This window comes from Treponema sp. OMZ 840 (assembly GCF_050937815.1).
Lineage (GTDB): Bacteria > Spirochaetota > Spirochaetia > Treponematales > Treponemataceae > Treponema_C.
On record NZ_JACDIJ010000004.1, the window covers coordinates 47,937 to 69,726 of the forward strand.

Annotated in this window: 20 protein-coding genes; 6 read left to right on the forward strand and 14 right to left on the reverse strand. The window is 45.2% G+C overall.

Annotation, left to right across the window (positions count from 1 at the left end; genetic code table 11):
- Positions 1 to 41: 41 nt before the first annotated feature.
- The 9 genes from H0R92_RS07335 to H0R92_RS07375 all read right to left on the reverse strand — a co-directional run bounded on the left by H0R92_RS07335 (position 42) and on the right by H0R92_RS07375 (position 10,847).
- Positions 42 to 935, reverse strand: a complete 894-nt coding sequence (locus H0R92_RS07335; protein ID WP_432962653.1) for an RsmB/NOP family class I SAM-dependent RNA methyltransferase — start codon at positions 933 to 935, stop codon at positions 42 to 44.
- 86 nt (positions 936 to 1,021) lie between these two features.
- A complete protein-coding gene (locus H0R92_RS07340; protein WP_432962655.1) occupies positions 1,022 to 1,798 on the reverse strand; it encodes an RluA family pseudouridine synthase in 777 nt (258 codons plus the stop codon).
- Positions 1,782 to 3,128: a glycoside hydrolase family 3 N-terminal domain-containing protein gene (locus tag H0R92_RS07345; RefSeq protein WP_432963024.1), complete on the reverse strand. Its 1,347-nt coding sequence runs from the start codon at positions 3,126 to 3,128 to the stop codon at positions 1,782 to 1,784. Before H0R92_RS07345 ends, H0R92_RS07340 begins: the two co-directional genes overlap by 17 nt.
- An 80-nt stretch (positions 3,129 to 3,208) precedes the next feature.
- A complete protein-coding gene (locus H0R92_RS07350) occupies positions 3,209 to 5,059 on the reverse strand; it encodes a TRAP transporter large permease subunit (RefSeq protein ID WP_432962657.1) in 1,851 nt (616 codons plus the stop codon).
- Positions 5,049 to 6,092: a TRAP transporter substrate-binding protein DctP gene (gene dctP / locus H0R92_RS07355; RefSeq protein WP_432962659.1), complete on the reverse strand. Its 1,044-nt coding sequence runs from the start codon at positions 6,090 to 6,092 to the stop codon at positions 5,049 to 5,051. The genes H0R92_RS07350 and dctP overlap by 11 nt, the downstream gene beginning before the upstream one ends.
- 19 nt (positions 6,093 to 6,111) lie before the next feature.
- On the reverse strand, positions 6,112 to 7,116 hold the full coding sequence (locus H0R92_RS07360; RefSeq protein WP_432962661.1) for a TRAP transporter TatT component family protein: 1,005 nt from the start codon (positions 7,114 to 7,116) through the stop codon (positions 6,112 to 6,114).
- Positions 7,117 to 7,119: 3 nt separating this feature from the next.
- Positions 7,120 to 8,502, reverse strand: a complete 1,383-nt coding sequence (locus H0R92_RS07365) for a sodium ion-translocating decarboxylase subunit beta (protein WP_432962663.1) — start codon at positions 8,500 to 8,502, stop codon at positions 7,120 to 7,122.
- Between the two features lie 17 nt (positions 8,503 to 8,519).
- A complete protein-coding gene (gene oadA / locus H0R92_RS07370) occupies positions 8,520 to 10,565 on the reverse strand; it encodes a sodium-extruding oxaloacetate decarboxylase subunit alpha (protein ID WP_432962665.1) in 2,046 nt (681 codons plus the stop codon).
- A gap of 33 nt (positions 10,566 to 10,598) precedes the next feature.
- Positions 10,599 to 10,847 carry an OadG family protein gene (locus H0R92_RS07375; protein ID WP_432962667.1) on the reverse strand — a complete coding sequence of 83 codons (249 nt, stop codon included), beginning with the start codon at positions 10,845 to 10,847 and terminating at the stop codon, positions 10,599 to 10,601.
- Between the two features lie 99 nt (positions 10,848 to 10,946).
- On the opposite strand from H0R92_RS07375, the gene H0R92_RS07380 reads away from it, so the two are divergent.
- The 6 genes from H0R92_RS07380 (at position 10,947) to vapC (ending at position 15,897) form a co-directional block, all read left to right on the forward strand.
- Positions 10,947 to 11,660: a lysoplasmalogenase family protein gene (locus H0R92_RS07380; RefSeq protein WP_432962669.1), complete on the forward strand. Its 714-nt coding sequence runs from the start codon at positions 10,947 to 10,949 to the stop codon at positions 11,658 to 11,660.
- Positions 11,661 to 11,722: 62 nt separating this feature from the next.
- On the forward strand, positions 11,723 to 13,489 hold the full coding sequence (locus tag H0R92_RS07385; protein WP_432962671.1) for a phospho-sugar mutase: 1,767 nt from the start codon (positions 11,723 to 11,725) through the stop codon (positions 13,487 to 13,489).
- Positions 13,479 to 14,072, forward strand: a complete 594-nt coding sequence (locus H0R92_RS07390; protein WP_432962673.1) for a 3'-5' exonuclease — start codon at positions 13,479 to 13,481, stop codon at positions 14,070 to 14,072. The genes H0R92_RS07385 and H0R92_RS07390 overlap by 11 nt, the downstream gene beginning before the upstream one ends.
- 105 nt (positions 14,073 to 14,177) lie before the next feature.
- Complete coding sequence (locus tag H0R92_RS07395; RefSeq protein ID WP_432962675.1) at positions 14,178 to 15,230, forward strand: hypothetical protein; 1,053 nt, start codon at positions 14,178 to 14,180, stop codon at positions 15,228 to 15,230.
- Between the two features lie 62 nt (positions 15,231 to 15,292).
- The gene (locus H0R92_RS07400; protein ID WP_432962677.1) at positions 15,293 to 15,496 is read left to right on the forward strand and encodes a type II toxin-antitoxin system VapB family antitoxin; all 204 of its coding nucleotides are present in this window, start codon (positions 15,293 to 15,295) and stop codon (positions 15,494 to 15,496) included.
- Entirely contained in the window at positions 15,493 to 15,897 is a 405-nt protein-coding gene (gene vapC, locus H0R92_RS07405; RefSeq protein WP_432962679.1) for a type II toxin-antitoxin system VapC family toxin, read from the forward strand. Before H0R92_RS07400 ends, vapC begins: the two co-directional genes overlap by 4 nt.
- A 7-nt stretch (positions 15,898 to 15,904) precedes the next feature.
- Here vapC and H0R92_RS07410 read toward each other — a convergent pair whose 3' ends face one another.
- The 5 genes from H0R92_RS07410 to H0R92_RS07430 are packed head-to-tail and all read right to left on the reverse strand — an operon-like array spanning position 15,905 to position 21,731.
- Positions 15,905 to 16,774 (reverse strand): LysM peptidoglycan-binding domain-containing protein, encoded by an 870-nt coding sequence (locus H0R92_RS07410; RefSeq protein WP_432962681.1) that lies wholly within the window; start codon positions 16,772 to 16,774, stop codon positions 15,905 to 15,907.
- A gap of 32 nt (positions 16,775 to 16,806) precedes the next feature.
- Complete coding sequence (locus H0R92_RS07415) at positions 16,807 to 18,042, reverse strand: HD domain-containing protein (RefSeq protein WP_432963027.1); 1,236 nt, start codon at positions 18,040 to 18,042, stop codon at positions 16,807 to 16,809.
- Between the two features lie 4 nt (positions 18,043 to 18,046).
- Positions 18,047 to 18,952: an ABC transporter permease gene (locus H0R92_RS07420; RefSeq protein ID WP_432962683.1), complete on the reverse strand. Its 906-nt coding sequence runs from the start codon at positions 18,950 to 18,952 to the stop codon at positions 18,047 to 18,049.
- Complete coding sequence (locus tag H0R92_RS07425) at positions 18,952 to 20,193, reverse strand: ABC transporter permease (protein ID WP_432962685.1); 1,242 nt, start codon at positions 20,191 to 20,193, stop codon at positions 18,952 to 18,954. Before H0R92_RS07425 ends, H0R92_RS07420 begins: the two co-directional genes overlap by 1 nt.
- On the reverse strand, positions 20,190 to 21,731 hold the full coding sequence (locus H0R92_RS07430; protein ID WP_432962687.1) for an ABC transporter ATP-binding protein: 1,542 nt from the start codon (positions 21,729 to 21,731) through the stop codon (positions 20,190 to 20,192). Before H0R92_RS07430 ends, H0R92_RS07425 begins: the two co-directional genes overlap by 4 nt.
- Positions 21,732 to 21,790 lie beyond the last annotated feature (59 nt).

Consider the following 21,790-nt stretch of genomic DNA (forward strand, 5'->3'; position numbering starts at 1 on the left):
ATAGCGCAAAACTTCTATATTGTCCAGCGTAAAACGGATTTTTAACGGGCTTTTACTTTAGGCGTTTTTTGTATCAATGCAAAATAAAGAGGACCTGCGCCGCCTTGTACATCCGGTAAAATACAATAGCCGTATTCGGTGTGCTCATAACCGGGAAGAGAATAAGGCGAAACCGGCATATGAATCGGAGCAAGAACGGCGTTTCCAAATTTCTTCAGCAATTTTTCAATAGTTCCGTCATTTTCCTGAGGCGCAAGGGCGCAGGTTACGTAAAGAAGGTAACCTCCGTTTTTTAAAAGCCTAAAAGCGGAGGACAACAAAGCCCATTGCCGTTGCGCTAAGTGTTTTATACGGGAAGCCGACCATTGGTTCAAATATTTTTGATTCTGCAAAACGTGCCGCTCCGAAGAACAGGGCGCATCAAGCAAAACGGCATCGAAAATTTCCTGTTCGAAGAGGCACCAGCGGGCGCCGTCGTAACCGGTTGTTTTAATACGAGAACGTATTAAAGAATCGGTGTATGTATCCAAAACCGAAGCAAGCCGTGCTCTGCGCGTGCCGGAAAGCTCATTGCATACAAAAACATCGGGCAATACACCGAATTCTTTGTTTTGTGCAGCCGTATTTTTTGCAAAATCTTCCATACGCTGTGCAAGCACAAGACTTTTTCCGCCCGGAGCGGCACATAAATCCAAAATGTTTTTGCAGCCCTCTATCGGTAACACAAAAGCCGCTAAAACACTTGCCGCGTCTAAAAAATAATCTTTAGCGTCGGTTCCGTTTTTCGGTGCAAGCGGCAGATATCGGGAAGGTTCAAGCAATGCCGCACGTAAATGCGGCCAGCGCTCTTTATACACATGTGAATAAAAGTCATTAAAACCTTCGCCGCCTTTAGCAATCCGATTTTTAGAAGACTGTGCAGATTGTTTTCCCATAAAAATCCTTTTTTTACGATAACCGAAACCGATATGCGGTAAATACACAAACGGTATAATTCGGCTTTACTAAGCGCTGCGCAATTTCAGACAATCTTATTATCTTCACAAGCTTGCCACAAAGTGTCGGTATGCAGCAGCGGCGCACGGATATCCATTAAAGCACCCGTTACCGGATGTTCAAACCGAAGCTCGGCGGCATGAAGCCGTATGCCGCCGAGCGGATCCGAACGGCGGGCGCCGTATTTTACATCGCCTTTAATGTAAAAACCTTCGTGAGCAAGCTGACAACGTATTTGATGGGTACGTCCGGTTAAAAGTTCGATTTCGGCATAGGTATAACGCTCGGTGCAACGAACCGGCCGCCATAAAAGGCGGGCAAGCTTTGCTTTTCGGGCCGTTTTATCGCACACAAAGGCTTTTTGCTTTTTTGCGTCAAACCTGAGGTAGTGTTCAAGCAAAGTAAAATCGTTCGATACGGGAATACACCCTTCAAGAACGGCCTTATAAAGTTTTTTAATACTGCCGATATTTTTTTGACGTGCGGTAAATTGCCTTTGTAAAACAGCCGTCAGCGTTTTGTCGAAAACCAAAAGAACGGCGCCCGATACGGGTCTGTCAAGTCGGTTAAAGCAATGAATAAAATCGGGTACTTCGCAGCTGCCTTTGCAGTGCAGTTTAAAACATTCGGTAAATATAAAGGGCAGATATGCGGCTTTGTCTTCCTTACTATCGGGGCAAGCTTCACAAATGTCGCCGCATGCTTTATTAAATACGGCAAGATGAGAATCCATATACAAAATCCGTTTTGCGCTATACTCCCCTGCCGTTTCAACGGCGGCAGCTTTATTTCCAGTGTGCATAATACAAATTATCTCCTTTTTGCTTTGCAGCTTTAAAACGGGACAGCTGGAGCGGCGGATTATATATATCGGATACGGAAGAAGCCGTTAAGAAAATGCGGTTTTGATAATCCGATTCAAAACGCATAAGAGCCATAAAAATCTTTGCCTCTAAAACTTTTTGCACTGCGGTGTCCGTCAGTTTTTTAAGTTCCGAATCGTTTTCGATTTTTTCCGCTAAAACGGGTATAAAGTTCCGATAAACGGATCGGGAAATCATACACATATGTATGCCCGAACGCAAGGCTTTTTCAACGGCATCGGCAAGTAAAAAATCTTTGGAATCCAAAGCGCCCATGTATAAATCGTCGGAAAAAACCAAACCGTTAAAACCTAATTTTTCTTTTAAAAGCGTGTTTACTACGGTAAAAGAAAAACATGCCGGATTTTTATCGTCATAAGCGGAAACCGCTGCATGGCTCATAAGTACTCCGCCCGGAAGGAAAAAATCTGTATCCGCAGAAAAAAAATCGGCATATCGGTTTTCAGTACAGCCGTTTAAAAATTCGATAAGCGGAATAAAAGAAGCGATATACCGTTCATCGATTTTTTCTTTTGATCCCTCCAGTATCGGAAGTTGTCTGTGAGGGTCGGTATTTGTATTGCCGGGAAAATGTTTTAGAACGCAAAAGACGCCGCTTTGTGTAAATGCGCGCAAAAAAGCTTTGCCGTACATGTGTACTTGCTCGCCGGTTCCGAAACTGCGTAAACTTAAAAAATCCTTATTGTGCGCGCCTGCGGTTTCGGCCAGGGGTGCAAAATTAACGTGAATGCCAAGCGCCGCAATTTGCTCGGCCGCATACGTGTAGAGTTCTTCGGCTTCTTCGGGCTTTAAAAAACGTGCAACCGATCGGGCGGACGGAAGCGGACTTGCAATACCGCGCAACCGATTTACTTCGCCGCCTTCGTGATCTATGGAAAAAAAGGGAGGAATGTTGTATTTGTTTTTTTCTTTTAACGATGCATAAAATTGCTGCACGCTTCCGGTAAGGTCGATAATTTGTTCGGCGCTTCCCGTAAAGTTGCGGCTGAATAAAATATAGCCGCCCGGCGGTATGTCATACAAAATTGCGGAAGTACCCGCTTCGGTTCCGTCAACGGATACAAGAAAAAGCTGACATATTTTTTCTTCAAGCGTCATCGAACGGATATAATCGGCAAGGGCTTCTTTTTTTTGCACAAAGGCGTCGGTTTCATGTACCGGATCTTGAGGATTCGTCTGCAAAACGGCGGTATTATTATATAAATCATTTTGTTTTCGGGCAAAACAGCCTGTCGTATAAAAAAGCACCGGCAAACACAGGCTCGCAATGAAAAGGGGAATACGGACATGATAAAAAAAACAAGCGCGAAAAAAAAACTTCATTCGGATTAAAGCAGGGCCGTTGTAAAAAAAGGAATATAAGTAACAAGCATGAGTACAATAAATTGTACCAGTAAAAAGGGTAAAATTCCTTTTATTACTTTAATCATGGGCGTATCAAAGGCATAAGAAGCGATAAACAAGTCCATTCCCACAGGCGGCGTTAAAAAACCGAGCTGCATATTCATAAGAAAGATAATACCGGTATGAACGGGATGAATACCGAAAGATTCGGCAAGGGGAATGATAAGCGGAGAAACAATCAATATGGCCGAATAAACGTCCATAAGGCATCCGACTATAATAAGCACACAATTAAGCAATAATAAAAACAAATACTTTGAACTTACAAAGGTGAGAACAAAGTCGGACAACAAGGCGGGAATATTTGCATCGAGCAAATAGTACGAAAGACCGCGTGCCGCACCGAAAATTGCCAATACGCCTCCCGTAACGGGCAGCGACTCGATAATAATACCCAATGCTTGTTTAACCGAATAATCCTTTCGGATCCAAACGCCCACACAAAAGGTGTATAGCAAAGCAAAAGAAGCCGCTTGAAACAACGAAAAAAAGCCGCTGAAATAACCGGCAATAATAAAGATCGGAAGCAACAATTCGAAAGCGGCGTGTTTTAAAGCTTTGAGGGCGCTTATAGGCGAAAAAGGAATACGCTGTGTGTCCTTGTCGAAAAAAATACCGAGGGCAATCATCGAAACGGCTAAAATGCAGCCCGGAATGACGGCACCGCGAAACAATTCAAACACATCGACGGAAAAATAATTCGTCGTACCGTACATAATGATAGCAAGACTCGGAGGGAATAACAGGCCCAATGCGCCCGACGCCGTTATCAGGGATTCGGATTTTTGCTTGGAATAGCCCGAACCTCCGAGAACTATGGTTAACAAAGAGCCGAGGGCAAGGATTGTAACTCCGGAAACACCTGTAAAAGTAGTAAAAAAAGTCGTCACGACAACCGCCGCAACAATAAATCCGCCCTTAAACCATCCGAAACAAGCCTTAAACACCTCTATCAAACGGTTGCCGGCACTACCCTTTGACAAAATATAACCGGCCATAGTAAATAAGGGAATGGCCGCTATGCTTTTGTCGGTTAGAATTCCATATGCTTCAAGCGAAAGCATTTCCACATAGCCGCCGCCCTGTGAAAAAGCCACATATGAAACCGCGCTGATAACGACAAAAAGCGGTACGCCTAAAAAAGCAAACACAATGATGAGAATAACCAATGCCGGAAAAAAATCGGCTGAAAAGGCAAGCCAAAAGGTATCCAAAGCGGAAAGGGCGGCGGGAGCTTCCATGCCGAATAAATAATATAAAACCCCGCTCAGCGGGCCTGCGGAAACGGCGCAGCCCAGTACAAATCCGATAAGGGAAAATAAAAAATTTTTCTTTTTTACAACGCTTATAAACAGCATAACCGCATATGAAAGCGGCAGCAAGGCAAAAACATAACGAAGCGGAATTCCCCATACCGTATCATCGGGGGAGAACACGGCAAAAAATTCGGAAAAAGCCGAAAAAAACAGTGCGGTAAGAACCAGCGGTATAATAACGGATTTTAAAATATCCGCCGCTTTTTTTATCGGAGACGGTGCAAATTCATCGATTGCGGCAATGCAAATATGCTTATGGCTGCGCCATGTAATAATCGCCGTAAAACAGGCAAATAAAAACACAATATTGACCATTGCGGTATCGATGTGCAAAAGAGGAACATGAAATATACGTTCGGCTATAAGCTGAATAAAAGGCAGGGTCGAAAGCAAAAAAACAAAAAAAACACAGAGAAGGTTTTCAATTTTTTCAAAAAAAGCAGCCGCTTTACCTGCCATTGCCGTTCCTGTACTGCTCTAAAAGCTCGCTCAGTTTTTTATAAAAGGGGCCGTTGATAACCGAATTGGGAACATTTGCCATTTTTTCGGCATCGACTTTAAAAGACCGTTCCCATTCGCGCAATTCGGCGGGTGTAAGCTTTACCAAAGTACTGCCCTCCGCCCGCATTTTTTCAAGGTACTCCCGGTCAGACTGCTGTTGAACTGAGATGAATTTACCTTCCGCCTTACGAACAGCTTCTTTTAAAACAGTATGGTATTCTTTAGGAATGGACTTCCATGTATCGGAAGCAATAAGAAAGGCCGACATAATGGGGTTAAGAGGTACGTCAATTGCATAGGTTAAGCCCGTATAATAGGTTGTTGCATACGCATACATCGGAATACAATAGGCAACCTTAATACCGTTGGCACTTTTTATACTTTGAAGCATTTTTTCGCCCGGTATATCTTCCATCGTAAAGCCGGCGGATTTAAAAGCGGCCATCAAACCCGGAGAAGCAATGCCCGAAAAGCCCATTTTCGCTTTTTTCAGTTCGGCAGGGGTATGTATTTCGGTTTTTGTAAAAAAGTTTGCCCAGCCGACATTGAACCATCCCAAAAGCTCAAATCCCGCATCATTTACGGCTTTTTCAATATCAGGATTTAAAACTTCAAGCGCATAGGATACTTCGTCCTGGTTTCTGAATAAAAAAGGTACGGTAAGCGTTAGCGCATGAGAATCGGGGGCCAATTCATACACGCCTATATTTGTAAAAATCGCGCCGTCGATAGGACTTTTTTGACCGGGGCGAAGGGCTTTCATTTTTTTTATAACGCCGCCTTCACCGCCTAAAGAACCGGCATTGTAAAATTTAAGCTCGACTCGGCCGTTTGTAAGACGCGACCATTCCTGTGCTAAAGCTTTTTGTTCTATGTCCCAGGGAGAACGCGGCGGAGCAACCGAAGCTATTTTTACGGTAATCGGTTGGGCACTTAAAACCGATAAAACAAAACCGAAAATAAAAAAAAGGGTAAATTGTTTTGTTCTCATATATAATCCTTATCCCGCACTACTCCCATTCAATAAAAAAGTCGTCGCCGCGGTCCAAAAGCCATGCGGCTTTTTTTTGTGCGATAACCAGCGCAAGCCTGTTTGCGGGATCCGATTCGATGTCAAAGGCAAGCGCTTTTTTAAGATTTTCTTTAAATCCCTGTACGTCTTGATTCGGAACGCAAAAGGATGTTGCGTACGTAATATAAGGGGAAGGATTTTTCCCCCCGGATGCGCGAAAAGATTCGGCGCTTGTAAAGTGAGCACGTTCGATATTGCCGCCGAATTCCGCAGGTGCAAGGGCGTAAAAGGCCGTAAGCGCATCCCACACGGCTCCTCCGTTATAATCGGGATCCAGTTCGGCCGCTTTTTCCAAAAGGGCAACCGTACAGGGGAGCGTTTTTAAACGCTCCGTATCCAAGGGGTCTGCGGAAAATGCACCGAGCCTGCCGGCTCCCGTCCAATATGCAGCCGGAACATCCTGTTTTTTTAAGCGTCCAACAAAACGCACGGTGTCTTCAAAATTTCCGCTTTCCAGGGCTGCAGCCAGTCCCGGATAACGCATATCGAGGGCACGAAGGGCATAAGACGAACCGCGAAGATAGTGCAGTTTTGCACGTTTTTGTTCTTCGGCCTGTAATGCATATGCAGATGCATCAAGCATTTCGGCAGGCATTTGCACAAAGGCGTTCGCATACATAATGTATAACGAACCGGTCATAACGCTCAATCCCTGATGACGGGGATTTTGCGCCGTTATAATTTCATACAATTTTAACACGGTGGGGAAAAAATCTCCCATAAGAACGGAATCTGCTTCCCCCGTTAAAACCGGCATTAAAGAATTTTCCGGCTGTTTTATTTTTGCCGCCCTGCCTTTTTTATCCGATCCGGCAAGGGAATCGGAGAGGCTGTCCAAGGCAATATGCTTTGTGAGCGTACAGCTTGCAAGACCCCCCGTAAAGACGGCGCAAAGACAAAACGTACAAAAAAAAGCTGCAATAGCCGAAAAATTCCTTTTCAACGTTTATCCTCCGTAGGTTGCGATAAAAACGCCCGCCGCAATAGCGGTTCCGATAACGCCTGAAACGTTCGGTCCCATTGCGTGCATAAGTAAAAAGTTCGACGGATCGTATTCCATACCGACCTTATTTGCAACGCGGGCGGCCATGGGAACGGCGGAAACGCCTGCAGAACCGATAAGCGGATTGATTTTTTCCTTTAAGAAAAGGTTCATAAACTTTGCCATAAGCAAACCGCCGGCCGTTGCAATCGTAAAGGCAAGCAAACCTAAGATAATAATACCCAACGATTTTAAGTTCATAATTTTTTCAGGCGTCATTTGCGAACCGACACCCAAAGAAAGCAGGATGGAAACGATGTTCATCATTTCGTTTTCGGCCGTTTTGGAAAGGCGTTCCACCACACCGCACTGTTTAAGGAAATTACCGAAGGCAAGCATACCGATAAGGGGTGCCGCCGAAGGCAAAAGCAGGATGGCAAGAATCAAAATCAAAATGGGGAACAACACTTTTTCCGTTTTTGAAACGGTACGGAGCTGTTTCATTTTGATTTTGCGCTCATGTTCTGTCGTTAACAGCTTCATAATGGGCGGCTGAATCATCGGAACCAAGGCCATATACGAATAGGCTGCAACCGCTATAACCGCCATCATATGGCGGGCAAGTTTTCCCGAAACATAGATGGAAGTCGGGCCGTCTGCACCGCCGATAATGGCGATGGCGCATGCTTCAAACATATTATAATCGACACTGGGCGCGAGGTTCATGAGTGCAACTCCGAAGAGGGTAAAGAATACGCCGAGCTGGGCAGCCCCTCCGAGAAGAGCGGTTTTGGGGTTTGCAATAAGCGGGCCGAAGTCCGTCATTGCACCTATGCCCATAAAGATGAGCATGGGAAAAAACTCGTTACCGACACCCATATCGTAGATAATTTTGAGCATTCCGGAATGTTCGGCATACATACCGCCTCCGGGGATGTTGACGAATACGGTTCCGAAGCCTATCGGAATAAGCAAAAGCGGTTCAAAACCCTTTGCCGCACCTAAATAGATGATTAAAAATCCGACCGCCATCATTATAAGACGCTGCCATCCGGGCACGGCATTGATTTTACTTTCATCGGTTAAATCCGGTACTTCTTCAACTCCGTTTATAATGGAATTGATACCGGTATTTCCAATCGTATTCCGCAAAAATTTGGAAATGGAAATATCCGGTACGTTTTCGGATCCCTTTATTATAGCTGTATTCATTGTACGGAAAGAGGCGACTTCATTTTCTCCGTTTGACGCAAAAACCGTACCCGCAAAGGCAAATACAGCGGCGATTGCCATAATAAGCAGGGTAAGCTTCAGCACCTTTTTTTTATAATCATTTTGACCAAGCATAAGGTAAACTCCTACGGTTATTTAATTTCGGCAAGCGCTTGTCCGGCGGTAATTGCGGCACCCGGAGAAACCAAAAAGTGTACGGTTCCCGCAGAAGCGGCTTTTACTTCCAATTCCATTTTCATGGATTCAATCATAATAATTGTTTGACCGGGCGTTACGGATGCACCTTCGGCTACCATGCTTTTCAAATAGGTGCCGGCGACGGGGGCATTGATTACCGCACCGCCTGAAGGAGCGGCGGGAGCGGGAGCTGCCGAAACAGGTGCGGCTTGCACGGAAGCCTGCATGGGAGCGCCGCTTCCGATGGTTGCCAATACCTGACCTGCGGTGATAGCCGTTCCCGCAGCTACACTGAAGTGTATGGGACCGTTTCCGGTTGCCTTTACTTCAAGCTCCATTTTCATGGATTCAATCATAATAACCGTTTGACCTTCGGTAACGTTTGCACCGTCGGCAACAAGCTGTTTTAAAAGGGTTCCGGCAACGGGAGCCTTTAATTCAACCGAACCGGATGCAGGGGCCGAAGGAGCTGCTTGAACGGCACCGAATGATACATTGTAAGCGGTTCCGTTTACATTGATGCTCATCGTGTCTCCTGCAGGGCCTGCGGTTACATTGTAGGAAGTGCCGTTTACGTTTACCGTATAGCTTCCGCCTGAGGCATTGCCGTTGGATGAAGCCTTGGCAACAACGAAAGAATCCGAATTAACCGGGCCGTTTGCTCTTTCTTTAAAGAATTTGGGAGCAACCTTCGGGAACATGGCATAGGTTAAAGTGTCTTCAACGGAACCGTTTCCGCCGTGTTCTTTTGCTTCGGCTTCCATTTTATCCCATTCGTTCGGAATAAGATCGGCCGGGCGGCAGGTAACGGCTTCTTCCATTTGATTTTGTTTAAGCGCTTCTTTTACCAAATCCGCATTCGGAGCGGCGGGCGTTTTTCCGTAGCGGCCGGTTAAAAGGTCGCGGGTTTCCTGTGTCAGTTTTGTGTAGCGGCCGAACAAGACATTAAAGACGGCCTGAGTTCCGACAATTTGACTTGTCGGCGTTACGAGCGGAATATAACCGCAGTCTTTTTGTACAATCTGAATTTCTTTTAATACTTCATCGATTTTATCGGCGGCGCCCTGTTCTTTGAGCTGGTTTTCCATATTCGAAAGCATTCCGCCGGGAACCTGCGAAGCTAAAATACGGGTATCGGCACCGAGAAAACTCGATTCGAATTTTTCGTATTTTTTGCGGATTTCGCGGAAATAAGCCGCAATTTCCAAAAGGGGTTTGATTTCCAAACCGGTATCCATATCGGTACCCTTGAAGATTTCGACAAGGGTTTCGGTCGGACTGTGGGAAGTTCCCATCGACATGGAAGAGATAACCGTATCCAAAATTTCGGCACCGGCTTCGGCCGCCTTCGTTAAAGAAGCAACGGACATTCCCGTTGTCGAGTGAGAGTGAATTTCTATCGGAATGTCGACCTTGCTCTTTATGGCCTTTACCAAATCGTAGGCTTCAAAGGGTTTAAGCAAGCCCGACATATCCTTAATACAAATCGAATCCGCACCGAAATCGGCGTAGGACTTGGCCAAATCGGCATACACTTCCTTTGTGTGATAGGGAGTGGTCGCATAGGAAATAGCCATTTGAACGTGTTTGCCGGTTTTTTTGGCCGCATCGGCCGCACGTTTTAAGTTGCGCGGATCGTTACAGGCGTCAAAAATACGGAAAATACCGACACCGTTTTTAGCGGCGGCATCGACGAATTTATCGACCACATCGTCGGCATAGTGGCGGTAACCTAAAAGGTTTTGGCCGCGCAAAAGCATCATAATGGGCGTATTGGGAAGCTTTGCGTGCAGTTGGCGCAGGCGTTCCCAGGGATCTTCATTTAAAAAGCGGATACACGAGTCGAAGGTAGCTCCTCCCCATGCTTCCAAAGAAAAATAACCGATTTTATCCAGTTTATCGCAAACAGGCAGCATATCCGCAGTTGTCATGCGAGTAGCGTGCAAAGACTGATGGGCGTCGCGAAGCACCAAGTCAGTAAGTTTAACCTTTTTAGCCATAATTCTCTCCTAAAATTTAGAAATAGCGCCGTTTCAGCTGTTTTGTTTTTCACGCACGGCTGCAGCGATTGCCGCGATTACCGCAGTGTTTGTTCCGGATGCGCCGCCTTGTGCAGGCATTGCATCGTTTGTCGCATTTTCTTCCCGATCAAGCTTCAAAAGTTTAATTAACTTTGAATTTAAGATGATAAAAGTAATCATAATGATGAGGAATAAAAAGACGACAGCCATACCGGACACAGTTAACATCAAACTTTGCCACAGCATTTCCGTTATTGTCATAAAGCCTCCAGGGTCGTATAAAAAACATACGAAGATATTTTTAATTGTAACGGAAATATAAATCTTGTTCAAGAAGGATAAATGCATTATACTGGTCATATGAATATGTTTATAGTGTGCTGCATTCCCTTTTTTATCGCAGCGGGATTTCACTTATCGGCTTGCCTCTTCGGAAAAGAACGGCAGGCGGATGCGTCAAAAAAGATTCTCATGCCCTTGCTTATATTAGCAGCCGTATCGAACTATTTTTTTGAATTAAAATACGGAAGCAGCGCCTTTAAAGTCGGTTTTTTAAAAATTTTATTGATATCTGCCGCTTTGGCGGCGGGAAATGCCGGCGATATTTTTTTATTGGGCGATGTAAAGCCTGCAACAATGATAAAGGGTTTATGTGCATTTTTAATCGGGCACTGCATATATATATGCAGCCTCTTTATTGTTTTTCCGCCGATTTTTCCTCCCGTATGGATTATTATCGCCGCCGCTATCGTTTACGCCCTTGGCGTTTTTTTAAGCTGGCTTTCCGTCGGTAAACCGAGGGGAAGACCGGGCAAAGGTGCGGTTATATATGCGGCCGTACTTTCCTTATTCAGTTTGCTTACACTGATACGAGTATTCGGCACGGGATATGCAAACGGCACACATTTAAAAGCACTGATAAAAATATATACGGGAACCGTGCTTTTTCTTGCTTCCGACAGCATATTATCTCAAACCATTTTTTTCAAACCCTTTTACCAATCGCGTTTTACGGTTATGCTTACATATATTTCGGCGCAATTTTTTATTGTGTGGGGATTTTTTTCCGTATAAATACAAACACATAAAAAACGCAGATATTTATGTGTTAAAAGCTTTTAGATTTGGAGGACATTATGGATAAAAATGAAATTATAGCGAGGGCAAAAGCCTATATCGAACAGGAAACGGACGGCCGGTTCCGTACGGAAGTTGAAAAATTGCTTAAAAAAGGCGATATGAATGAACTGACCGAACGCTTTTATCAAAGCTTGGAATTCGGCACGGGCGGCTTACGCGGCATTATCGGCGGCGGCACAAACCGCATGAACACCCTGATGATTCATAAAGCAACCCAAGGCTTGGCAAATTACTGCATTAAAGCGATGAGCGAAAAGGCTGCAAAGGGAGAACTGAAAGCCGCTATCGCTTACGATTCGCGCCGTTATTCGGACGTTTTTGCCGAAGCAGCCGCCTGTATATTCGCCGCAAACGGCTTTACCGTCTATTTGTTTACCGGCCTTCGCCCCACCCCGGAACTTTCGTATATTGTGCGCGAATACGGCTGTATAACGGGCGTTGTCGTAACGGCATCGCACAACCCGCCCCAATACAACGGCTACAAGGCGTATTGGGCGGACGGCGCTCAAGTAACGCCACCCCACGACAAGGGTATTATCGACGAAGTAAACAAGGTAGAGTCGGTACGCATAATTTCAAAAGAAGAGGCGGTTAAACAGGGAAAAATCATCCTTGTGGACAGTGAAGTCGATGAAAAATACTGGACTATGTGTAAAAACCAATTGTTCCGCCCCGCCCTGATTAAAGAAAAGGCAAAAGAAGTGCGGGTAGTCTACACTCCCCTTCACGGAACGGGCGCCATGCACGTCGAAAAAGTTTTGGGCGATTTGGGCTTAACGGTTATCACCGTTCCCGAACAGCGCAGCCCCGACGGCAACTTTCCGACGGTGGAAAAACCCAACCCCGAAGAAGCGCCCGCCCTTAAAATGGCGATTGACTTGGCCAAAAAAGAAAAAGCCGATGCGGTTATGGCAACCGACCCCGATTCGGACCGCTTCGGAAGCGCCGTTCCCGACTCGAAGGGAAATTGGACTTTAATAAACGGCAACCAAATGGGCGTTTTGCTTGCCGACTATATTATCGTATCGCGCAAAGAATTGAACAAAATGCCGCAAAATCCGGCAATTATCCGCTCAATCGTTACCTCTCCGATGGTCGATTATATTGCAAAGGCAAACGGCGTTCACATCGACGAATGTTTAACCGGTTTTAAGTGGATTGCCTCGGTTATGAACGAATACGACGAAAAGCAAAACTATAATTACATATTCGGTTTTGAAGAAAGCTACGGCTATAATGTCGAAACCGAAGTCCGCGATAAAGACGGAATTTCAGCAGCGGCAATGTGTGCGGAGATGACCCTCTATTGGCGTTCACAAGGGAAAAGTCTTTTGGAGCGTTTGGAAGAATTGTATAAAACCTACGGCTATTTTGAAGACCGGGCCGTTTCAAAAACCTTTTTGGGAGCTTCCGGCGGCGAAACCATGAAAAAAATTATGGCAAAACTGCGTGCCGAGGGCTTAAAAACGCTCGGCGGAAAAAAAGTGCTCAAAATCCGCGATATCGGTGACGGAGTTGCATATAATCCGGAAAACCCGAATGCACGGGAAAAGCTGGACTTGCCCTCAAGCAATGTACTGCAATTTTTCCTCGAAGACGGAACGATTGTAAGCGCGCGGCCGAGCGGAACCGAGCCGAAAATCAAATTCTATATAAACGCCGTTATACTGAATACTCCTTCTTTGGCCGAAGCGAAAAAAACGGCCGATGCTCTGTGTTCGGCGATAGAAAAAGAAATTCAGGCAGTTCTCGATGCGGCATAAAATCAAACCGGCCGACCTCGTGCAAATGTTCGAATCGGGGGCGGTGTTTACCGCCTTCGATACCGAAACCACCGGCTTGTACCCGTCAAGCGACCGCGTCATAGAAATAGGCGCGGTTAAATTCGATAAAAACGGCCTTCGGGACACGTTCAATATTTTGATAAATCCCGAACGCTCAATGCCGGAAAACTCGCTGCAGGTACACGGTATCGACGATGAAATGCTTAAAAACGCTCCCGTTTTTGCAGACGCGGTGCACGGTTTTTTGCAATTTATTGAAGGGACGCGCCTTGCAGCCCATAATGCGGGCTTTGACGTGGATTTTATAAATACCGAGCTTGCCCGTGCAGGCTTAAAACCCATAGGAGAACCCTTTGTTCCCGCAGCCGATACGGTCTACCTTGCACGCAAGCTTTTCCCTCAGCTTGAAAAACACAATTTGCAGTTTTTAGCCCGCCACTTTTCGATTCCCGCAGGGCAGGCTCACCGCGCATTGGACGATGCCCTTGTGTGCCGCGAAGTGTTTTTACGCTGTATTGCCGAATACCGCACAAAGCACCCTGCGGAAAACACGTTGTTTTAAAGCTTGCATTTTTCAATATCCGAGTTTACACTGTAAAAGAGCCGGCACTTCACCCCGCACTTTCATACAAAGGTTCAAAAAAAAAGGGCAAAAAGAGGAGGAAAAATGAAAAAATTATCGGCGGTTGTTGTTTTTTGCCTTATAACGGTAATTTCGGCTTTTGCGCTTACAAGGGCCGACCATATAGAGTCGGGGGAATACGCCTATTATCTTGACAGGCGCGACGGCATGAATTTTTTGCGCGGATATTTTGCGCTTAGAACAAAAGAAGGTTTAACCGTTATTTCGCGCAATATCGATTTGACGACAAACAAAGAGATGAACTATTATTTTACGGTCAGTGAGCCGAAAGAGGGGTCATGCGAACTTACGGGTATGACGGGTATAGATGAAAATGCCCCTCCCGAAATAGCGCAATCTTATATAGATTTTTTCAGCTATATATCGATGTATACGTTTTTTGAACCGAAGTTTACCGATAGCGGCATAGGAAAGGTAAAAGAAGAAAATAAGACGCTTTTATTCGCCTTAAATAAGGTGCTGCCCTTTTTCAGGTTCAGCGAAATGTTTATAAAAGAAGATAAAAAAACCTATTATATGCTTGTAAAGGGCGGAAAATTGACCGATTCGACTCTCGATGATTTTTTTACCGCCCCTATTTTTCCGCCGGATGAAGTGACGCGTCCCGGAGCCGATTTGAGTATTCCGAAAAAAAAGAAGGGTATGTATAAGGTAAACGGTTTGGCGGTGCGCTTGGATGAAAACTGGGAATACAATGAAAATTTCGGACATCCCGGCTATTGGCTCAACATTCACGGGCGCGAACGCGACGCGCAAATTATGATTGAAAAGGAGGATGTATCAATTTTAAAAGATTCCGACAATTTAACGGATTTGGCGCGCACTTCTCTTGAAGTTTGTCCGGCAGCGGATTATCTTTCGGTAGAATTTCGGCACATAAAAGGGAATGTAGAGCTTTCATATTTTTTATATGATGAAAGCGGATACAAAAACTATCAGTATTGTTTTATATGTACCAAAGGAAAGGATCTCTACGTCGTCAACTTTTCGGCCTTTGCCGATATTTTTGAAGCAAACAAAGCATACTTTGATAAGATAATATCGCAGGTACTTGAAGACAACGATTTACGCCGATAATATATGCACACATCTTGACAAGCACACACATACACATCATAATACACAAAAGGAGGTGTATCGTGCGAACAAATATCGTTTTGGACGAAGCGTTGGTTGAAGAAGCTTTTAAATATGCTAAAACCATACAAACAAAAAAAGAATTGATAGAAACCGCTTTAAAGGAATTTGTAAAAAGGCGCAAAATGAAAGATTTAAGAGAATTACAGGGAAAAATCGAATTTGCTCAAAATCAGGATCATAAAAAAAAGCGGGTTGAGCAATGATTTTGGTTGATACTTCGGTTTTAATCGATTTTTTTAAAGGCAAACATAATTCGGCAGTTGCTTTATTTGAAGATATATTGGATATGCAAATTCCCTTCGGTATTACGCTCCATATTTATCAAGAAGTTTTGCAAGAGGCAAAAGACCATAGCGAGTTTTCGGCATTAAAAGAGTATTTGGAAACGATTCCTTTTTATGAATTAAAGCACAATAAAGAATCTCTTGAAAAAGCGGCATTGCTCAATTTGGAATGTAAAGAAGCCGGCATTATAATACAAAATTCGGTTAATTTAATAACGGCACAAACAGCCATTGAAAACAAGGTATATCTTTTGCATAATCACAGCGATTTTGAAAAGATAAGGGCGGCAGTGCCCGCACTGAAAATTTACAAAAAGTAAAACAAGCTTATCCCCGAGGCGCTTTGGCCGGATCTATGGGGTTGCCGTTTTTAAAAACCATTAAGTTGATAAGGTTTTTTCCCGAAAGCGGATCGTTTCCGATAACGCCGAGCTGTTGGCCGTAATTGACTTGTTGCCCCTTTGCGACTGTGAGGGTATTAAGTCCCGTGTACACATATATCAATCCGTTTGCCGATTGCACAAACACAACTTGACCGAAGCCGCGGTACAAGCCGCTGTACATGACAGTTCCGGAGCGTATGGCCGTAACCTGTTCGTTTTTTACACCCGTTAATGCAACTCCCGATATTTTACCGCCCACATATACCACTTCGCTTGCTTTTACCGGCCATATAAGATTTACATCTCCCGTTTTTTTTGTATATGAACGCGGGTCTTTATCCGAACCGATAAGGGCAGGCGTTCCCAAGAGCGCTGCATTGGAAAAATCGGCCGCAGGAGGATTTTTTTCCGCTTCTGCCGTTTGTGCCGCCGGAGTCTTAGAGGGAACCCGTAATTTTTGAGCGGTTTTTAATACGGAAGACGCGGAAAGCGAATTGATTTCACACAATTCGTCAACGCTTATATCATAGCGCCGCGCAATACTGTAAAGAGTATCTCCCGCTTTTACCGTATAGGTTTCATAGGTTACTTTACGCGATGTTTTTTTTGTGGGAATACTGAGTTTTTGCCCCGCATATAAATCGTTTCCGCTTATGGAATTGGCTGTTCGTATTTCATCGACGGTAACGCCGTACTTTTTTGCAAGAGAATAAAGGGTATCGCCTTTGACAACGGTATGCTGTATATTTTCGCCGAATAAAGCGACGGTAGACACAAAGAAAAAAACAACGGCTATGCGGATAAAAGCTCTCATATCCATATAGTCGGCATTTTTTAAGGGAACGTTTACGAAAAAAACGCAAAAAAAGAAGCCGGTTCAAACCCGTTGATAATTTTACCCTCCGGATACAATTCCAAAAGATTTTTGCGGCCGCTTTCCAATTGTACCGATGTAATACCGTAGCGTATGGAACTGTCGGCTTCTACAAAGGCGGCTATATGGTCGGCAATGCGTACCAGACGGCCGTCTACGGGAGAAAAACGGTCTTCGTTATAGCGGGTATTCAAGTCTTCAAACGAAACCGCCTGCGATTGTCCGTCAACAAGCACTCTGTTTTCAAACTCGTCGCCCGTAAAATACATAAGTTCGTCGGCATAGATATCTTCCATAAGCGGTTTTAAATCGCTTTCAACGGTTTGTGCTTCTATAAGCTTTACCACCGACGGTAAAGTGTCGGTAGCCTGTTTTACCGGCGAAATAATGTCGCGCGTTACCGCTTCGGGAAGGTCGTGAAAAAGGGCCGAAAAAAAGTTGTTAAAACGCCGCTTCGGGCAAAGGGTAAAAGCGATACCCATATCGGCACAGGACTTTTCATAGCAGCGCGCCAATAAAAGCGTTACGATTGCAACAAAAAAAGAATGACCGAGAACGGTTGTTTTAGGCACACGCGGCGTTTGATTCCAACGCACTTGAAATCGAAGCTGTTCGAGTACCATTAAAAACTCGTAGGGGCGCTGTTTTGTAACCAAAAGCTGCAACCCTTCCAAGTCTAAAAAGGGGCGGATATCGGCATTTAATTCTTTTTCGATATTTTTTAAACGATAACGCTCGTTTACGCCGGCAATCATTTCAAATTCGCGCAGCGCCGAAAATTTATGCGCAGCGTTAAAAATGCGCGCACTTATGTGCGTTTCTTTTTCCGGCTCGGCGCTTTCGGTTACATAAGCGTAAAACCGATTGTACAAATCCTCGTCTTTGATAATATCCTTATACTGGGAAGCAACCCACTCGTTTAAGCGCCGGTATTCGTCCGGATAATCGGTACGTATGCGGCGCTGCAGGGGCGATTTGATATCGCATAAAGCTATTTTTCTGAACAGTTCAAACAAAGATGCGTGAATCATCCAATCCCAATCGACGCTATGCCCCTTTTTTTCTTCGAATTTACCGATAATATAGGCAAGCACCATTTTTTCGGCGCTTTTATCCATTTCAATTAACTCAAAGGGACGCACCAAATCGGTCCACCGTTCTATCGAAAATCCTTCAAACAGCTTTAAAACCAAATCTTTGGTAATCATCGTACTAACTCGAACCTTGTTCATAGGGCTTGCCGTCGGCTGCCGGCGCATAATTTTTACCGCTGAATACCACAAGGGCAAGCAAGGTAATTACATAGGGGAGCAAACTGAAAAATTCGGACGGAAATAAATTACGTAAAGCAGGGATATTAACGACGTAAATGGAAAATGCAACCGCCGAACCGAATAAAAGCGAAGAACCGGTAATGCCTGCAGGCCTCCAGCGTCCGAAAGAAACGGCGGCAAGGGCTATAAAGCCCGCACCGTTTATCGTAGTAGACGTGTATTGAATTGTTTGCGTTAAAACCAAACAGCCGCCGGCTAAGCCCGCCAAAAAGCCGGAAGCCAAAACGGCAATATAGCGCATACGGCGTACATTGATACCCACCGAAGCCGCCGCATGAGGATGTTCTCCGCATGCGCGCAAATGCAGTCCGAAGGGCAGCTTATACAAAACAAACCACACAATAAGAATGACTGCAAGGGCTATAAGGGCGGTCGGATAAATACCTCCGATGCCCGGAAGCATACCCATTTTATAAGGAAGTGTACGGTCGGCATTAAATAAAATCTGAGAAAAAAAGATAGTCAAACCGCTTGCAAGCAGGTTTATTCCCGTGCCGGAAATCGTTTGGTCTGCATTTAAAGAAACCGCCGCATAGGCGTGGATAAGCGACATAAGGGTTCCCGTACAGGCGCCTAAAAACAGGGCAAGCCAAACGGAACCGGGAAAAGCGGATTCCATAAGCACATGGGCCGCCGCCGCAGTAAAAGCACCGATTCCCATAAGACCTTCAAGAGCTATATTTACGACACCGGAACGCTCGCAAATCATACCGCCTGCGGCCGTAATTAAAATCGGAGAAACAATCATCAATATGGAAGGAAGAAGTCCGCGTATAATGTCCATTATGTATCCTCCTTAGTGGATTCGGTACGTGCCGCACCGGCAGTGCCGGTATGTGCTGTTTCGGCAGTTTCCGCCGCCGAAATGCCTGCACCGGAAGCCGATTTTTGTACGGTTTTTTCAAGGTCTTTTTTTAAGCGCCACTGCAAATAGATTTTTAAGCCGGCGCGCAATGCAATAAAGACGACGATTAAGCCTTGAATAATAAAGGTAATTTCTTTGGGAATTCCGTTATCCTGCATAATACCCTGTGCGCGGGCAAGCATACCGAACAAGAGGCCTGCAAGCAGGGTTCCGCCTGCCGTATTGTTTCCGACAAGGGCAACCGCAATACCGGTAAAGCCGTATCCTTCCAATACAACGGGAACGCGCCCGAAATTAAAAGAACCGAGGGCTACGATACCGCCTGCCAGCCCCGCAAAGGCTCCGGAAATCGCCATCGATAAGACGATGCTTTTAACGACCGGAATTCCCGCATAACGGGCTGCATCCTTATTAAAACCGGTTGCTCTAAGGCCGAAGCCCAAATTTGTTTTTTCCATTAAAAACCAATAGACGATAACGGAAATAATGGCAAAGAAAAAGCCTAAATTCAGTTTTGAACCGTTTGTAAGGGTATCCAAAAAAGCCACACGTATTAACGCCGTTTTCGGAAAAGGTACGGTTTGATAGGTATTGGATCCGGGAATCCCCAAAATAATGATGCGCGATATGTATAAGGCTATGTAGTTAAGCATAATCGTCGCGACGACTTCCGACACTTCGAATTTGGCTTTTAAAAACCCGACGATTCCGCCCCATACCGCACCGAAAACGACGGCGGCAATGACGGCGATAAGCCAATGCACAACGGGAATCTGCGGCAAATAGATTGCCAAAAGGGTTGCAACGGTTAAGCCCGATAAATACTGTCCTTCCCCGCCTATATTGAACAAACCGGCACGCGCGGCAAAACCCATTGTAAGGCCGCATAAAATATAAGGAACCGAAATATTCAGCCATTCGCCGATATAGCGCACTTCCCATTTCATAACGCCCTTGTTGTTCCAAAAAATGCCCGTAAGCACTTGAAAAAACGATTTATACATTCCCATAGGATTGCGGCCGACAAGCCGTATAAGCAGCGCGCCGAATAAAAATCCCAAAATAACGACCAGTACGGAAACGGCACCGTCGGAATGCAGTAAAAAATTTATGAAGCCGCTGCGCTTTGTATAACCGTTTTTTAAAACCTGCTGTTTCATGCCGGCACCTCTTGCTGTTTATGTTTTGAACCGGCCATCATAACGCCGATTTCGCGCTCGGTAACTTCGCCCGCTTTAAAAATGCCGGCGATGCTGCCCTTGGAAATGGTTGCAATACGGTCGCACAGATTCATAATTTCGTCAAGTTCGAAAGAAACCAGCAAAACCGCCCTGCCCTTATCGCGTTCGTCTACAATGCGTTTTCTGATATACTCGATTGCACCGACATCCAAACCGCGCGTCGGCTGGGCGACGACAAGCACTTCCGGCGACAATTCGATTTCGCGGGCGATAATCAGCTTTTGTTTATTACCGCCGGACATACTGCCTGCAAGGGTTGCAACGCCTTCGGCGGCACGGACGTCAAAATCTTTTATAAGCTGAGCCGTTTTTTCACGGATTGCCTGATAATTCAACAAACCGCTTTTTGAACTGTAAGGCGCCTTATAATAATTTTTTAACACGATATTTTCGGCGACGCTAAAGTCGGATACAAGCCCGTGTTTTTGCCGGTCTTCGGGAATGTGTCCGATCCCCGCTTCTATGCGTTCGCGGATACCGTACTTTGTAATATCCTTTCCGTTAAGCAAAACGGAACCGCTTTCAACCGGCGTCAAACCGGTGATTGCATATATCAATTCGCTTTGGCCGTTGCCGTCAACGCCCGCAACTCCGACGATTTCGCCGGAGTGTACGTCAAGAGATAAATCTTTTACGGCAAGGCGGCCGCGGCTGTTTTTTACCGAAATATTTTTAAGTTCCAAAACGGCTTTTCCCGGATTGGCCGGAGCCTTATCTATTTGAAATTTAACCGCGCGGCCTACCATCATTTCGGCAAGATCCTGTTCGGTTACGTCGGCAACGGTAACCGTCCCGATGAGTTTTCCGCGGCGCAGTACCGTACAGCGTTCGGCAACCGCTTTTATTTCTTCCAATTTATGAGTAATGATAATGATGGTTTTTCCTTCGGCTTTTAAGCGCCGAATAATGTTCATCAATTCATCGATTTCCTGAGGAGTTAAAACGGCGGTCGGTTCGTCGAAAATAAGGATATCGGCATTGCGGTACAAAGTTTTTAAAATTTCAACCCGCTGCTGCATTCCCACGGTAATATCTTCGATTTTGTCGTTCGGATTAACCATAAGACCGTAGCGCTCCGACAATTCCGCAACACGTTTTGCCGCACTTTTTAAGTCAAGAGTTCCGAAACGGGTAACGGGCTCCATCCCCAGCACAATATTTTCGGTCACCGTGTAATTGTGTACCAATTTAAAATGCTGGTGTACCATACCGATGCCCAAAGCGGTTGCCGCATTCGGATCCTTAATTTTTACTTCTTTTCCTCGTATACGGATTGTTCCGCGGTCGGCTTCGTAGGCACCGAATAAAACCGACATAAGGGTCGATTTTCCCGCACCGTTTTCGCCCAATAAGGCGAGTACTTCATTTTCACGCACCGAAATCGTTACATCATCGTTTGCAATAATGCCGGGGAATGTTTTTGTGATGCCGATCATCTCTATTGCATTTTGTTCCATTTTCCGCCTGCTAAAAACAACCGCAGACAAAGCCCTAAAGCATCCGTCTGCGGCATAAA